The following is a 15,310-nucleotide window of genomic DNA, read 5'->3' on the forward strand; positions in this document are numbered from 1 at the left end:
TAGCCAGCTTTCTGACATTATTGTCGTCGAAAGCGCTGACACCTTCAAGCGCCCGATTTATGCCGGCAATGCGATTGCCACGGTGAAAAGTGACGATGCGCTGAAAGTCATCACTGTACGCACCACCGGCTTTGATGCCGTGGGCGAAGGTAACAACGCCTCTGTGGAAGCAGTCGATACGGTGGTTGAAAACAGCCAGTCCCGCTTTGTCAAAGAAGCGCTGGCCCAGTCAGACCGGCCCGAGCTAGGCGGCGCCAAGGTGGTGATCTCCGGCGGTCGCGGCATGGGCAATGGCGAGAACTTCAAGCTGCTCGACGGCATTGCTGACAAGCTGGGCGCGGCCATTGGCGCCTCTCGCGCCGCGGTTGACGCAGGCTTTGTGCCTAATGACATGCAGGTCGGGCAAACGGGCAAGATCGTCGCACCGGACTTGTACATTGCCGTGGGTATTTCTGGCGCGATTCAGCACCTGGCGGGCATGAAAGACTCTAAAGTGATCGTCGCGATCAACAAAGATGACGAAGCGCCGATCTTTCAAGTGGCCGATTACGGCCTGGTCGGTGATCTGTTCGAGATTCTGCCTGAGTTTGAAAGCAAGCTGTAGGTGCTAAGATAAAGAGTAAGAAAAACCACTTCGGTGGTTGAAAATCTGCGGGCTGACCGCATATCAGTAGTGTAAGCAACGAAAGCCACTCAAGGAGATGATGATATGGCACATACATTACCCGAACTGCCGTACGCATATGACGCTCTCGAACCAAACATCGATGCGATGACGATGGAAATTCATCACTCTCGTCACCATCAAACCTACATCACTAACCTGAATGCCGCGCTAGAAGGCACAGGTCTTGAAGATGTTCCCGTTGAAGAGCTGGTTGCTAATCTGGATCGCGTTCCAGAAGCCAAGCGCCAAGCGGTTATCAACAATGGCGGCGGCCATGCCAACCACTCTATGTTTTGGCAGATGCTGTCGACTAACGCTGGTGGTAAGCCGCAGGGCGATGTTGCTAAAGCAATCGACGCTGAACTGGGTGGCTTAGAAGCTTTCCAGGAAGAGTTCAAGAAAGCGGCGGTTGGTCGTTTTGGCAGCGGCTGGGCGTGGTTGTCTCTGACGCCCGAGAAGAAGCTGGTAGTGGAAAACACGTTGAACCAGGATAGCCCGCTGATGCACGGCAACACGCCGCTGCTCGTTCTGGATGTTTGGGAACACGCCTACTATCTGAAATACCAAAATAAGCGTCCTGACTACATTGCCGCGTTTTTTAACGTTGTGAATTGGGAAGACGTTGAGCGTCGCTACCAAGCAGCGATTAGCTGATAGTGCAGTGATTTACTAGCGACGTTTGCTCGTAAAGCTGTGAAAAACCGTCCACTTTTTAGTGGGCGGTTTTTTCGTTATGGGGCGCAGAGTTAGCGCTGAATTGTCAATACAACTAAAAATAAAAATACCACATGTGCTTGAATTGATTTTTAAGTAGTCTATATATAGTATCCATGGTGCCTTTGAGAGGGGAGAGGCGCTACATGTGCTCTATCCTAAAAATGCCGCTTTGAACAGGGGAATATCCATGGAAATTCAGATTTATAGCAAGCCTGCGTGTGTGCAATGTACGGCTACATATCGCGCGCTTGATAAGCAGGGCCTTGAGTATAAGGTTATCGATATTACTGCGGAGTCTGGTGCGCAAGAAGAAGTCGAAGCGCTTGGCTATCGCCAGCTTCCTGTCGTCGTTGTAGGTGAAGATCACTGGTCGGGTTTCCGTCCTGATCGTATTCAAGCACTGGCCTAGATTAGATCATTGTCATGCTGGTAAATTGCTCAGAAATATCGGTAGCCGGCACGTTGGTTTATTTCTCTACCAAGTCAGGTAATACCCATCGTTTTGTAGAAAAGCTTGGTTTCGCCGCAACGCGGCTGCCGCTGAATAGAGATGAGCCTGCTGTACGCATCGACCAGCCCTTTATTCTAATTACGCCTACCTATGGTGGCGGCGGGGCGCAGGGCGCGGTGCCAAAGCAGGTCATTCATTTTCTCAACGATGTACATAACCGCCACCTCCTGCGGGGGGTGATCGCAGCGGGAAATACTAATTTTGGCGATGCGTATGGTCTAGCTGGCCGTATTATTGCGAAAAAGTGTAGCGTCCCTCTGCTGTATCGGTTCGAACTTTTTGGCACCGACGATGACGTCGCCAATGTCCGCAAAGGAGTAGTAGAGTTTTGGAAACGACAAGCGTAGCCACAAAAAAATCAGTCACACAAAACGGGGCAGAAGCAAAGCGGCCAGCGGCGGCTTCTGAGACGCGTACTCTGGATTATCATGCGCTTAATGCCATGCTCAATCTGTACGGTGCCGATGGCGAACTGCAGCTAAGCAAAGACCGCGAGGCGGCGAGGCAGTATTTTTTACAGCACGTCAATCAGAATACGGTGTTCTTCCACTCGCTGGAAGAAAAGCTCGATTACTTGGTTGAAGAGCAGTATTACGAAGCCGAAATGCTTGCGCAGTACAGCTTTGCTTTTGTAAAAGCGCTGTTTGAACAGGCCTATGCGTACAAATTTCGCTTTCCCAGCTTTTTGGGCGCCTTTAAGTATTACACCAGCTATACCCTGAAGACGTTTGACGGCAAGCGCTACTTAGAGCGCTACGAAGACCGTGTCTGCATGGTGGCGTTGACGCTTGCACGCGGTGAAGAGGCGCTGGCTAAGTCGCTAGTGGATGAAATTATCAGCGGACGTTTTCAGCCCGCTACGCCTACCTTTTTGAACTGCGGTAAGCAGCAGCGTGGCGAGCTAGTATCGTGCTTCTTGCTGCGTATTGAAGACAATATGGAGTCGATTGGCCGGGCGATTAACTCCGCGCTGCAGCTCTCTAAGCGCGGCGGTGGTGTGGCCTTTTTGCTGACCAATATTCGTGAGTCTGGCGCGCCCATTAAGCGTATAGAAAACCAGTCGTCGGGCATCATTCCGATTATGAAGTTGCTGGAGGACGCCTTTTCCTACGCTAATCAGCTAGGCGCCCGTCAGGGGGCTGGGGCGGTGTATCTTAATGCCCACCACCCGGATATCCTGCGCTTCTTGGATACCAAGCGGGAAAACGCCGACGAGAAAATTCGCATCAAAACGCTGTCGTTGGGCGTAACGATTCCGGATATTACTTTTGAACTCGCCAAGCGCAACGACGACATGTATTTGTTCTCGCCCTACGATGTAGAGCGTGTTTACGGCGTGCCGTTTGGTGATATCAGCGTCACCGAGAAGTATCACGAAATGGTGGCGGATGCGCGTATTCGCAAGCACAAAATTAATGCGCGAGCGTTTTTCCAAGTGCTGGCTGAACTGCAGTTTGAGTCGGGCTATCCGTATATTATGTTTGAAGACACGGTCAACCGGGCTAACCCGATAGCTGGCCGTATCAATATGAGTAACCTTTGCTCTGAGATTCTTCAGGTTAATACGCCCACCGAATATGACGAAGACCTTGGCTACCGCCATGTGGGTCAAGACATCTCGTGTAATCTGGGCTCGATGAATATCGCCAAAGTAATGGACGCAGGCGATATCGGTACCAGCGTAGAAATCGCTATCCGTGGCCTCACGGCCGTGTCGGAAATGAGCAATCTACGCAGCGTACCTTCTATTGCTGAAGGCAATGCGCAGTCGCGGGCGATAGGCTTGGGTCAAATGAACCTGCACGGCTATCTGGCGCGGGAGCATATTTATTACGGCTCTGATGAAGGCTTGGATTTTACCAACCTGTATTTCTACTGCGTGGCTTTCCATGCCATCCGCGCATCTAATCGCTTAGCCATTGAGCACAGCGGCACTTTTGCAGGCTTTGCAGACTCTACCTACGCTTCTGGCACCTTCTTCGATAAATATACCGATCAAGCGTGGCTACCGCGTACTGATAAAGTGCGTGAGCTGTTTGAGAAAAGCGGGATTGCCTTGCCGAGTCAGCAGGATTGGCAGGAGCTGAAAACATCGGTCATGGCACACGGTTTGTATAACCGTAACTTGCAGGCCGTGCCGCCTACCGGGTCGATCTCTTACATCAATAACTCTACCTCCAGTATTCATCCGGTGGCGGCGAGAATTGAGATTCGTAAAGAGGGTAAGCTTGGCCGTGTTTATTATCCGGCGCCTTTCCTGAATGAAGCTAATTTTGACTATTTCCAGGACGCCTATGAAATTGGTCCGGAAAAAATCATTGATACCTACGCCGAAGCTTCGCAGCACGTTGATCAGGGCCTATCGCTGACGCTGTTCTTCCCGGATACCGCCAGTACGCGCGACATCAATAAAGCGCAGATTTACGCTTGGCGTAAAGGCATCAAAACCCTTTACTACATTCGTCTGCGTCAGAGTGCGTTAGAAGGCACCGAAGTGGAAGGCTGTGTTTCGTGCACGCTGTAACCAGCAAAGCGCTTTGCGCCCCGTGTCTATTATTGAACGCTACGTTTTGCTAACCGAGCTTTGAGAGCAATGTCATGAACACCATGCAACGTTTGTCGCGGGTTGACGCGATCAACTGGAATCGGCTTCAGGATGATAAAGACCTGGAAGTCTGGAATCGCTTAACCAGCAATTTCTGGCTGCCCGAAAAGGTGCCGCTTTCTAACGATATCCAGTCGTGGAATACGCTGACCCAGCAAGAGAAACAGCTGACAATTCGAGTATTTACCGGCCTTACGCTGCTAGATACCATTCAAAGCAGCATTGGTGCGCCGGTGCTGATGGAAGACGCGCGTACGCCTCACGAAGAGGCGGTTTATACCAACATCGCCTTTATGGAGTCGGTGCATGCGCGCTCCTACAGCTCTATTTTCTCTACGCTTTGCGCCACGCGCGATGTTGATGATGCATTCCGGTGGAGTGAAGAGAACCCTACGCTGCAGGCGAAATCTCAGTTGATCCTAGAGCGCTACCGCTCCGATGATCCGCTGATGCGTAAAGTGGCCAGCGTTTTCCTTGAGTCGTTTTTGTTCTACTCCGGCTTTTATCTGCCGATGTACTGGTCAAGCCATGCCAAGCTGACCAATACCGCTGACCTGATTCGTTTGATCATTCGTGATGAAGCGGTTCACGGCTACTACATCGGCTACAAGTTCCAGCAGGCATTGGCTGAAGCGACACCGGCACGACAGCAAGAGGTGAAAGATTACGCCTATGAGCTGTTGCTGGAACTGTACGATAACGAAGTGCGCTACACCGAGTCGCTGTATGACGAGGTAGGCTTGAGTGAAGATGTTAAAAAATTCCTTCATTACAACGCCAACAAAGCGCTGATGAACCTAGGGTTTGAGCCACTGTTTCCCAGCAGCGTCACTGATGTTGACCCTACTATCATGGCCGCGCTGTCACCCAACGCCGATGAGAATCACGATTTCTTCTCAGGCTCGGGCTCTTCCTACGTGATTGGTAAGGCCGTCGCCACTGAAGACGACGACTGGGCGTTTTAATCGCGCACGCTGAAAGCTAGGCTAGACTATTATTAAAGGCGGTAACTCATCAGAGTTGCCGCTTTTTTTTATGCAAATGTTGGGCGTAACATCGGCTAATTGTTAATGATAAATATTGTCATTAATTCTATTAGTGGTAGGCTATGCGTCGTAAAAGATGAACGCAAATCGTTCTAATACCTAATTAGCTTCTAGTCGGGCGGCAGCAGTTGCCCGCTACTCAGTGACGGAGAGTCGACGTGCTGAACAGGCCTTTCTTTGCTTTGCGTGGATGTTGGCTAGCGGGAGTGCTGGCCAGCAGCGCGCTAATGGCAAGTGATCAAGCAGTGGCTCAAGCGGCCCAAAGTGTACAAGCCCAGCAAACCCAGGCAGCTCTCCAGGAACAGATAGATGCCGCTGATGAGCAAACGCGCTCTCAGTTAGAAGAGTTGCGCCGTTTAGAGCGTGAAAGCCGACAGTTAACGACTGATAACGCCTCCTTGGCCGGACGTTTAGCTTCAGAAGCCGAGCGTCAGCAGCGCCTTGCTACCGCGTTAGATACGCTGGAAGAAACGCGTGCAGCGCTTCCCGTGATTGAACAAAATATGTCCGAGCAGCTAAGCCAGTGGATCGAAAGTGATCTGCCATTTCTACGCGATGAGCGCCTAGCGCGCGTTGAGCGCCAGCAAGATGAGCAGGGCGCGGATACCATTGAGCGTATTGGCGGGCTGCTTGAAGCGTGGCGCGTTGAGCTTAACTACGGGCGCGAGATCGACAGCTGGCGTGGCCGTTTGCAACAAGATGGGCGGGAGCGGGAAGTGGACTTCTTGCGTATTGGGCGTATCGGCTTTTACTACCTGACACCGGATGGGCGTGAAGGTGGCGTTTGGAATGCACAAGACGCCGCATGGCAGGCCCTGGATGATTCCTACCTGCGCGAAGTGCGCAACGGGCTGCGCATGGCGGAAGACCAGCGTGCCCCTGACCTATTAACCTTGCCGCTCTCGATCAGTGCCAGTGAACCGCGGGGAGAGCAGCCATGAGCCGTTTTTGCTTAATTACTGATTACCTATCGACGCATCGTTTAGCTCTTCATCGGTTATCTCTTCGCCGAGTTGGCTATGCTTGCGCTTTAGTGGGGCTGGTAGCGGTCAGCGACGTTTCAATGGCGCAGACTGATAGCACTACCTCGCTGCGCGAGGCCCGCGAGGCCGCCGAAACGCGTGATCAGCAGCGGCTAATGGGCTTTATAGACGATCAGCAGGCTTTAGCGTCTGCGCTGGAGCAGGCGCGTGCTGAGAATGAGGATGCTCAGCAGCAGTACGAAGCGCTACAGACGCAGCAGGCAGAACAGGCGCAACAGGCCAGTGAGTTAACTGAGCGTCAGTCTGAACAGGGTGAGGCAATGTCCGGCTTGCTGGCGAGTCTGGCTCAGCACAGTGCGGATGTTCGCAATGAGCTAGGCGGTGATAGCCTTCTGGCAATAAGTGAAGAGGCACTGCCGCCGCGCTTGGATAATGTGGAAGTGTTGGAGCGCCACCAGTTAGAAAACGTGGTGGACCGGCTAGCCGCATTGACCGCCAGTACTGGGCGCGCGGAGCATCTTGAGCTAGCGGTGGCGGACGCGAATGGCGACATAGCGCCTCAAACCGTTGTGCGGCTGGGCGACTTTGCTATTTTTAGCGAGTCTGAATTGCTCCAGCGCAGCGAGGGAGACGGCGGTTTGGCGGTGTTGCCTCGTACCCCACGGCAAATTGGTGCGCTATTGCCTGCTTATTTTCAGGATGAGAGCCGTGTGTTTGCCGTTGACCCAACCCAGGGCAGCGTGCTGCAGGCACTCGCTCAGCAGCCCAGCTTATGGGAGCGTTTTCAGCAGGGCGGCTATGTGGGATATGTCGTTGTAGTGCTTGGTGTTATTGGTCTCGTGGTTGGCTTAGGGCAGTACGCGTATCTGGTGCTGGTGAGCATGCGCGTACATCGTCAGCGCCAATCACTAAGCCAGCTGCAAACCAATAATCCGCTAGGGCGTGTACTGCTGCGCTTTGAGGGTATGGATAAGCATCAAACCTCAGAGGCATTAGAAGCACGCTTAGACGAAGCGGTGTTGGCTGAACTGCCGAAGCTTGAACGAAGCCAGCCCATGGTTAAGCTGCTGGCGGCTATTGCGCCGTTACTCGGTTTGCTGGGTACCGTGACCGGTATGATTGTGACCTTCCAGGCGATTACCGTTTTTGGTACCGGTGACCCTCAGTTAATGGCAGGTGGGATTAGCCAAGCGCTAGTTACCACCGTGCTTGGCCTCATTACGGCGGTGCCGCTGCTCTTTGTGCAGACCGCGCTTGCTGGCCGTAGCCGCTATTTAACGCACGTGATCGAAGGGCAGGCGAGTGCGACATTGGCCGACCACCTTGAGACCCACGCGCCCGCTCATACGGTGACTTAACATGTCCTCTCTTCCTCTATGGCTCGAACCCGTTGAGCGCTTGGTGGAAGCTGGCGGCGCTGTATTAGTGGTGCTAGCGGTGGTGGCCGTACTGGTTTTTGCCATGGCCATGGAGCGCTGGTGGTACTACCGCATCACTTGGCGCGTGGCCCGGCGTCAGCTACTGCATCGCTGGGCCGCTCGCAGTGACCACGCCAGTTGGAGCGCGCGGACATTGCGCCAAGTGTGGGCCGAAGCATTGGTGGCCAAACTGCGCAAACCGCTGCCATGGCTGAAGCTGCTGGTGGCGCTATGCCCCTTATTGGGTCTGCTGGGTACGGTGACAGGCATGATCAGTGTGTTTGATAGCCTGTCGCTAAGTGAAACCCATCAGGCTCGCGCTATGGCGGATGGCGTGGCGCGAGCCACGCTGCCCACGCTGACCGGTATGGCCATTGCGGTGGTAGGGCTATTGTTTATTAGCCGCTTAGAACACGTGATTCGTCGTGAAGACCAGCGGCTGCATGATCGCTTGGCTCGGGCGTTGGAGGAAAGTGATGCGTAGACGCCGTTCTATAGATAACAATGCGGAGAGCAATGAGGTCAACCTCACTCCGATGCTTGATGTCGTGTTTATTATGCTGATTTTCTTTATCGTCACCACGAGCTTTGTCAAAGAGAGCGGTGTCGAGATTGAACGTCCTGAGTCCAGTGCTGCCAGCCCACGCCCGGATGCTCAGGTGCTGGTGGCTATTTCGCCTGAGGGTGCGGTCTGGGTCGACGGCAGCCCTGTCGACGTGCACCGGATTGGTCAGCAGGTTGCCGGTATGTTGAGTAAAGATGGCTCTGTCGTTATCCAGGCAGACCGCGCGTCCACCACCGGGCTATTGATTGAAGTCATGGACCGTTTGCGTGAGGCGGGAGTCGACCAGGTGGCGGTGGCAGCGAGTCGGAGCAGGCCATGATGCGGCAAGGGCTGTCGTTATTAGGTGGCGCGGTATTGGCGGTAGGCTTGTTTTGGCTGCTGGCGCAATTAGTGACCCCGCCGGAGCGCACGCCAGAAAAGATAACCATGAGCATGGCCATGAATATGGTGGAAATGCCTGACGTCGCGCCTGAGCAAGAAGCCCCGGCACCGCAACCCGCCGAGGCTGCACCGCAGCAGGCGCCGCCTCCCATGCCTACACCCGAGCCACCGCCAGTATCAGACAGCGCGATTAGCATGCCTGAAATTGAACTGCCGGATGAGCCTGTCGAGCCGGTTGAGATGGACAGTGAACTACCTGAGTTGACCGAAGTTACGCCGGAGCCGACGCCTGCGCCAACGCCACGGCCTGAGCCGGCACCTGCGGAGCCCGCGCCTACTCAGCGGGAAGCTGCATCTAGTGCCTCGGAAGCAGCGCCCGCCGAACGTGAAGCCGCGCCACAGGCTGAGCCTGCGCCCTCTAATGAGCCCGTGAGCGTTGGTCAGGCCACGCCGACTAGCCGGGTTAACCCCAGCTATCCATCGCGTGCGCAGCGTCGGGGCATGGAAGGTTTTGTAGAAGTGGCCTTTATGATTCGTCGTGATGGCAGCGTTGACGCCTCTTCTATACGCGTCACTAACGCGCAGCCGCGCCGAGTGTTTGAAGAGGCGGCGCAGCAAGCTATTGCCCAGTGGCAATTTGAACCCAGCGATCAGTTGCGCAATGCCACCCAGCGGATCGAGTTTGAGTTGAGGTAGCGCTATGAAACGTCTGATGTCTATTGTATTACTCAGCGTCTGGTCTGCCGGAGCGCTTGCAAGCCCTGCGCTGAAGGGCGATGTTATTGCTGATCTCACTGGATTGCAGCGCCAGTTGCAGCAAGGTCTCTTAAGTGATGTTGCCGAGCGGGCGACGTCGCAGGCGGAGCGATTAGCCGGCGGTAATCAGTCAGACCGCTGGGCTAGCGCGCTCTATCAGCAGCTTGCAGCCGGTGCATTGATGCGCCAGGACCAGCCAGGTGAGGCGGCCGATAGGCTGGCCATTGCCCGCGGATTAAATGGCGTTGATAGCGAGCAGGCGGCACAGTGGTTGCGAGAAGAAGCGTCATTGCATCGCGCTGCCGGTCAGCGTGACCAGGCAATTGAACTGCTTAGTGAGTGGTTGGCTAATCATCAAGACGGCGATGCTAGCTGGCAGCTAACCCGGTTGCTTGCCCAACAAGAGCGCTGGGATGAAGCCGCTGGCTGGCTTGAGACAGCGCTGGAACAAACATCACAGCCTAGTGACGCTCAGCACACCTTAATGCTGGCCGTTTATCGAAACGCAGGGCGGGGTGAGCAGGCGTTGAGCCGTTTGCTGGATGGTTTGGATGCTCAAAGCGAAGCCGCTCAATGGCGAGAGGCGGCTGGGCTGGCTCAGCAGGCGGGGCAGGCGAACGTTGCCGCTGGCCTATGGGACATGGCATGGCAGCTGGGTAAGCTAACGCAGCCTGAGGATCGCTGGTTGTTAATTCAGCTGCATCTTGCGGGAGGGACGCCTGCCCGGGCGGCAGAGTATCTTGAGCAAGCGCTGAGTGAAGGCGCTATTGTCCGTGAGGAATCAACGTTGCGCCTGCTGGCCAGCGCTTGGCAGCAGGCAAAGCATGCTGAAAATGCGCTGAATGCCTGGCAGGCCTTAGCGCTACATACCGAGTCCGCCGCTGATTGGCGTGCCTATGGCCAGTTAGCTTACGCCTGGGGTGACGATCAGCAGGCGAAACAGGCGTTCACTCGAGCGTCAGCGTTAGGCGACGATGAAGCCGAGCAGTGGCTAGCCAGTTTTAGCTAAGCTTTGAGCGTTAGGTTAAAATCGCTCCAAATCGGCGCATGATCAGAAGGGCGCTCAATGCCTCTCAGGTCATAGTCAATGCCTGACTCAGTGGTGCATTCGGCCAGTGGCTTGGTGACCAAGATGTAATCAATGCGCAGGCCGCGCTTGGGATTTTGATCAAACGCTTTGGAGCGGTAGTCAAACCAGCTGAAGCGATTGTCGATATGGGGGTAGCAAAGACGATAGCTATCGGTTAATCCCCAGGCTTTAATGCCAGAGAGCCACTCACGCTCAATCGGTTGGAAGCTGGCTTTGCCTTCGCGTAGCCAGCGCTTGCGATTAGCTTCACCAATGCCGATATCCTGGTCTTCGGGCGAAATGTTGAAGTCGCCCATCACTGCTAGCCGCTCGTCAGGTCGATGCTGTTCGTTAAGCAATCTGGCGAGCTGGCCATAAAAGCGTTCTTTATGCGGAAACTTGGTGGGATGCGTAACGTTTTCACCCTGAGGGAAGTAGCCATTCCAGATCGTTACGGGGTCACCATCGTCAGCTAGCAGGCGCACGCCAATCATGCGGCGCTGTGCGTCTTCTTCATCATCAGGAAAGCCGTAAAACACGTCTTGCGGCGCTTGGCGGCACATTAGGGCAACGCCATAATGTCCCTTTTGACCGTGATAAAAAACGTGATAGCCCATAGCTTCTACGTCTGCGAGCGGGAATTCGCTGTCTTGTACTTTGATTTCCTGCAGGCCAATCACATCAGGCTGCTGGGTATCGATCAGTGCCTGTAACTGGTGAAGACGCGCACGAATGCCGTTGATATTGAACGAAACCAAGCGCATTACGAGTCGCTTCCTTTAGGGCTGTCAGGCTTGTCAGGATGAATAGCAATGGTTTGGCCGCTCTGCTGGCGGGCGAGCTTTTTCACCGCTTGCAGCTTGCGCTGCTGCTGCTTTTTGGCTACAAAACGCACCGAGGAAACCACTTGATCAGGATTGTCGTGGCGCCATTTTTTGTAATCTTTGCGCCGTCCGGTACGTATAGTAACCTTGTCGGCCAGTGAGCGAGTTTTTTTCTTACGCGTCATGTCGCGCTCCTTACGTCGATTTGACGGCTATTCTAACAGGCCTTGGGCCTCCTTCGACAGCAGGACGCGCTCTTATCGCCAAGCCCTGGTACAATGCGCACTTCTTAATGCCTAACCTCCACAGCAATGGACAGATAGACAGCCTATGAGCGAGTCGGAACAGACCACAGCACCGGCCCAGAACCGCAAGCCAAAACGCCGCCGTCGGAAGCCGCGTCGTCGCCAGTCGAGCTGGGATCTTCGTCAGTTTCAGGTGCCTGCCGTGGCCGGCAAGTGGCGCTTTCATGACTTTGATCTGCCGCTACCACTGATGCGCGCTATTCATGCCCAAGGGTTTGAATACTGCACGCCTATTCAAGCTGAGGCCCTGCGCCAGACGCTTTTAGGTGGCGACATTGTCGGCAAAGCGCAAACGGGAACCGGTAAAACAGCCGCCTTTTTGATCTCAGTCATGAGCTACTTCCTAGAAGAGCCCACGCCCGATGGTCAAAAGCCGGGTGCACCACGCGCGCTGATCATTGCGCCTACCCGCGAGCTAGCGCTGCAGATTGAAAAAGATGCCAAAGCCTTAGCACGCTTTACGCAGCTCAATGTGGCCAGCGTCGTCGGCGGTATGGACTATCAGAAGCAGCGTGAGAGCCTGGGTAGCAAAATCGATATTCTGGTGGCAACGCCAGGGCGCTTGCTGGACTTCCACCAAAAGCGTGATATTGATCTCAGTGAAGTCGAAGTACTGGTGCTAGATGAAGCCGACCGTATGTTGTCGATGGGCTTTATTCCTGATGTGAAGCGGATTATTCGCTACACGCCGAAAACAGAAGAGCGTCAAACGTTTCTGTTCTCGGCTACCTTTACCGACGACATTCTCAATCTTGCCAGCCAGTGGACGCTTGATCCTGCCCACGTCGAAATAGCAGTGACGGTTGAAAACCAGGCAGATATAGATCAGCGCGTTTACTTGGTGTCAGATGATGACAAGCAACGCTTGCTGGTTAATTTGCTACAGCAGGAAAGCTTTGAGCGCGTCATGGTCTTCGGTAACCGCCGTGATTTGGTGCGTAAGCTGAATGATCTGCTCAGCAAAGCCGGCGTTAGCGTGGCGATGCTGTCGGGCGATGTGCCGCAAAATCAGCGTATCAAAACGCTGGAAAGCTTTCGTGAAGGCGAAATTCAGGTATTGGTCGCAACCGATGTGGCCGGCCGTGGGATTCATATTGAAGATGTAAGCCACGTCATCAATTACACCCTGCCTGAAGATCCTGAAGACTACGTGCATCGTATTGGACGCACCGGGCGTGCAGGTGCGAAGGGCGTCTCGATTAGCTTTGTCGGTGAGGAAGATGCGTTTTCACTGCCGGAAATCGAGCAGTACATCAACGACAAGCTGCCCTGCGTACATCCGCCGGAAGGTATGCTCTAAACCGCATGCTTGATACAGCCCTAAAAGGCGAGATTCAAGACGCGTATCGTCGCGTGGTGGAAGGCCTTGGGCTAACCCCGCGCTACGGGCAGCGCATGATGATCGCCGAAATTGCCCGCACCCTCGGTAATATCGAAAGTGATAGCGAGGGTAAACGGACTAACGATACCCACGTCTGCGTGCTGGAAGCGGGTACCGGTACGGGGAAGACGCTGGCCTATTTGATTGCCGCGCTACCGATTGCTAAGGCGCGAGGCAAGCGGCTAATTGTATCGACCGCAACGGTCGCCCTCCAAGAGCAGGTGCTCAACCAGGACTTACCTTCGTTGGCTAGCCATAGCGGCATTGCCTTTCGCTACGCATTAGCGAAAGGGCGAGGTCGCTATGTTTGCGTGGCACGTTTGGATCAAGAGCTGGAAGGTACTGACCCCAACCCAACGCTTTCGCTTTTTGAGCAGTCGTTGCAAACACAAAGTAGCGATTTTAGCGTACTCGCTAGCGATATGGCGCAGGCATACGGCCAGGGGGAGTGGGAAGGCGATCGTGATAATTGGCCGGCGGCCATTGACGATGCGCATTGGCGCCGCTTAACGGTCGATCATCGCCAGTGCACGGGCCGGCGCTGCGGGCATTTTGGTGCCTGCGCGTTTTTTCGTTCGCGGCGTGAGCTTGAAAATGCCGACGTCATCGTTGCCAACCACGATCTTGTGCTAGCTGATTTAGCGCTGGGGGGCGGTGCTATTTTGCCCGATCCGGCAGACTGCATTTTCGTGTTTGATGAAGGCCACCATCTGCCTGAGAAGGCGCTTTCCCACTTTGCGCATCGTTTTGCGGTGCACGGCTGTTTGCGCTGGTTGAAGACGTTAAGAACCAGCCTGACTGACTTGCATCAGGGGTTGGCCGTTCAACCCACCGTCGCCCGGCTTTTGACAAGCTTGCCTGAGTTGATTCATAACCTTGAGCCTACGCTGGGTGACGTATTTAGCGTGGGCCATCAGCTGGCGGGGCGGCCGAATGGGTTAGCCGATGAAGAGGCGACTCATCAACTGCGATTTGAGAAGGGGCAGATTCCGGATGCGCTGCGCGAGCAGGCCCAGCAGCTGCTGGTTATGTTTGCCTCGCTGTCGCGCTGTCTTGAAAGTATCAGCGATATTTTGCGTGAAAGCCTGGATCCTGATAAGCAAACCGGCTTAGATCGCGAGCAGGCCGAAACGTGGCTGCCTCTAGTGGCGCTACTTCATGGGCGGGCTTTGGAGGCTCACGCATTGTGGCAGGCATTTAGCGAGCAGGATGCGGCTAATGAGGCGCCAAGCGCTCGCTGGATTACCCTTAGCCGTGTAGTAGGAGAGCCGGAAATTGAGTTTTCGGCCAGCCCCGTGTCGGCTGCCCATACCCTGGCTAAGCATTTGTGGGGCCGCTGTCACGGCGCGGTAGTGACCTCGGCGACGTTGACGGCGCTAGGTCGCTTTGAGCGCCTGCAAGAGCGCGCGGGTCTGGCTAATCGCTATCGTTATCAGGCATTGCCTAGCCCGTTTGACTATGCCAATGCCGTGTTGCGAGTGCCGAAAGAGGCGACTGATCCTAGCGATAGGGAGGCTCACGAGAGAGCCATCGTCAGCTTTGTCTCTCAGCTGGCCGACAAAGAGGCTGCGCTGGTGCTGTTTTCTTCTCGTGCGCAGCTGCGCGCAGTCGATAAAGCATTGCCTGTTAGCGTTAAAGCTCGCGTATTGGCGCAGGATTCACTGCCCAAACGTGAGCTGATCGAAAGGCATCGTGCAGCGGTTGATAAGGGCGATGGCAGCATTATTTTTGGCTTGGCTAGTTTTGCTGAAGGTATCGATCTGCCGGGCGATTATCTAACTCATGTGGTCATTACGCGCTTGCCGTTTGCGGTGCCCGATGACCCGGTGGGCGCCACCTTAGCAGAGTGGATAGAGAGCCAGGGCGGTAATGCCTTTATGCGCATTAGCGTGCCCGATGCGTCTATAAAACTGGTTCAGGCCTGTGGGCGATTGATTCGTAAAGAAAGCGATCGCGGCACGATTACCTTGCTAGATAAACGTGTAATTACCCGCCGTTACGGGCAAGCCTTGCTGGACGCACTGCCGCCTTTTCGGCGTGAAATTGTCCAATAAAGTACCGCCGTGATGAGATCTCTGAGGG

General features: G+C 54.6%; 16 protein-coding genes. 14 read left to right on the top strand and 2 right to left on the bottom strand.

Annotated features, from left to right (window positions below):
- The 12 genes from ACT3TR_RS12600 to ACT3TR_RS12655 all read left to right on the top strand — a co-directional run.
- On the top strand, positions 1–604 hold a 604-nt coding region (locus ACT3TR_RS12600; RefSeq protein ID WP_444625569.1), incomplete at its 5' end, for an FAD-binding protein.
- 105 nt (positions 605–709) lie between these two features.
- Positions 710–1,321, top strand: coding sequence for a superoxide dismutase (locus ACT3TR_RS12605; RefSeq protein WP_193062642.1), 612 nt, complete (start codon positions 710–712; stop codon positions 1,319–1,321).
- A 250-nt stretch (positions 1,322–1,571) separates the two neighbouring features.
- A complete protein-coding gene (nrdH, locus tag ACT3TR_RS12610) occupies positions 1,572–1,793 on the top strand; it encodes a glutaredoxin-like protein NrdH (protein WP_096280553.1) in 222 nt (73 codons plus the stop codon).
- 14 nt (positions 1,794–1,807) lie between these two features.
- Positions 1,808–2,242, top strand: coding sequence for a class Ib ribonucleoside-diphosphate reductase assembly flavoprotein NrdI (nrdI, locus tag ACT3TR_RS12615; RefSeq protein WP_193062644.1), 435 nt, complete (start codon positions 1,808–1,810; stop codon positions 2,240–2,242).
- Complete coding sequence (gene nrdE, locus ACT3TR_RS12620) at positions 2,224–4,419, top strand: class 1b ribonucleoside-diphosphate reductase subunit alpha (protein ID WP_193062646.1); 2,196 nt, start codon at positions 2,224–2,226, stop codon at positions 4,417–4,419. Before nrdI ends, nrdE begins: the two co-directional genes overlap by 19 nt.
- 74 nt (positions 4,420–4,493) lie before the next feature.
- Complete coding sequence (nrdF, locus tag ACT3TR_RS12625) at positions 4,494–5,465, top strand: class 1b ribonucleoside-diphosphate reductase subunit beta (protein ID WP_096280544.1); 972 nt, start codon at positions 4,494–4,496, stop codon at positions 5,463–5,465.
- A 239-nt stretch (positions 5,466–5,704) separates the two neighbouring features.
- On the top strand, positions 5,705–6,487 hold the full coding sequence (locus tag ACT3TR_RS12630) for a DUF3450 domain-containing protein (protein ID WP_193062650.1): 783 nt from the start codon (positions 5,705–5,707) through the stop codon (positions 6,485–6,487).
- Positions 6,488–6,609: 122 nt separating this feature from the next.
- Complete coding sequence (locus ACT3TR_RS12635) at positions 6,610–7,887, top strand: MotA/TolQ/ExbB proton channel family protein (protein ID WP_444625573.1); 1,278 nt, start codon at positions 6,610–6,612, stop codon at positions 7,885–7,887.
- A gap of 1 nt (position 7,888) precedes the next feature.
- A complete protein-coding gene (locus tag ACT3TR_RS12640) occupies positions 7,889–8,431 on the top strand; it encodes a MotA/TolQ/ExbB proton channel family protein (RefSeq protein ID WP_444625568.1) in 543 nt (180 codons plus the stop codon).
- Positions 8,424–8,831, top strand: a complete 408-nt coding sequence (locus tag ACT3TR_RS12645; RefSeq protein WP_193062654.1) for an ExbD/TolR family protein — start codon at positions 8,424–8,426, stop codon at positions 8,829–8,831. Before ACT3TR_RS12640 ends, ACT3TR_RS12645 begins: the two co-directional genes overlap by 8 nt.
- Positions 8,828–9,589, top strand: coding sequence for a TonB family protein (locus tag ACT3TR_RS12650; protein ID WP_444625567.1), 762 nt, complete (start codon positions 8,828–8,830; stop codon positions 9,587–9,589). Before ACT3TR_RS12645 ends, ACT3TR_RS12650 begins: the two co-directional genes overlap by 4 nt.
- A gap of 4 nt (positions 9,590–9,593) precedes the next feature.
- Complete coding sequence (locus tag ACT3TR_RS12655) at positions 9,594–10,658, top strand: tetratricopeptide repeat protein (RefSeq protein WP_444625566.1); 1,065 nt, start codon at positions 9,594–9,596, stop codon at positions 10,656–10,658.
- On the opposite strand, the gene xthA is transcribed toward ACT3TR_RS12655, so the two are convergent.
- Positions 10,655–11,482, bottom strand: coding sequence for an exodeoxyribonuclease III (gene xthA / locus ACT3TR_RS12660; RefSeq protein ID WP_444625565.1), 828 nt, complete (start codon positions 11,480–11,482; stop codon positions 10,655–10,657). The genes ACT3TR_RS12655 and xthA overlap by 4 nt on opposite strands.
- Positions 11,482–11,727, bottom strand: coding sequence for a hypothetical protein (locus ACT3TR_RS12665; RefSeq protein ID WP_096280520.1), 246 nt, complete (start codon positions 11,725–11,727; stop codon positions 11,482–11,484). The genes xthA and ACT3TR_RS12665 overlap by 1 nt, the downstream gene beginning before the upstream one ends.
- Before the next feature lie 145 nt (positions 11,728–11,872).
- Between ACT3TR_RS12665 and rhlB the strand changes: the two genes are divergently transcribed.
- Together rhlB and dinG are read left to right on the top strand one after the other, a co-directional pair.
- The gene (gene rhlB / locus ACT3TR_RS12670; protein WP_096280517.1) at positions 11,873–13,147 is read left to right on the top strand and encodes an ATP-dependent RNA helicase RhlB; all 1,275 of its coding nucleotides are present in this window, start codon (positions 11,873–11,875) and stop codon (positions 13,145–13,147) included.
- Between the two features lie 5 nt (positions 13,148–13,152).
- Positions 13,153–15,282 carry an ATP-dependent DNA helicase DinG gene (gene dinG / locus ACT3TR_RS12675; protein WP_444625564.1) on the top strand — a complete coding sequence of 710 codons (2,130 nt, stop codon included), beginning with the start codon at positions 13,153–13,155 and terminating at the stop codon, positions 15,280–15,282.
- Positions 15,283–15,310 lie beyond the last annotated feature (28 nt).

Source organism: Halomonas sp. AOP12-B1-6 (assembly GCF_052379225.1).
Lineage (GTDB): Bacteria > Pseudomonadota > Gammaproteobacteria > Pseudomonadales > Halomonadaceae > Vreelandella > Vreelandella casei.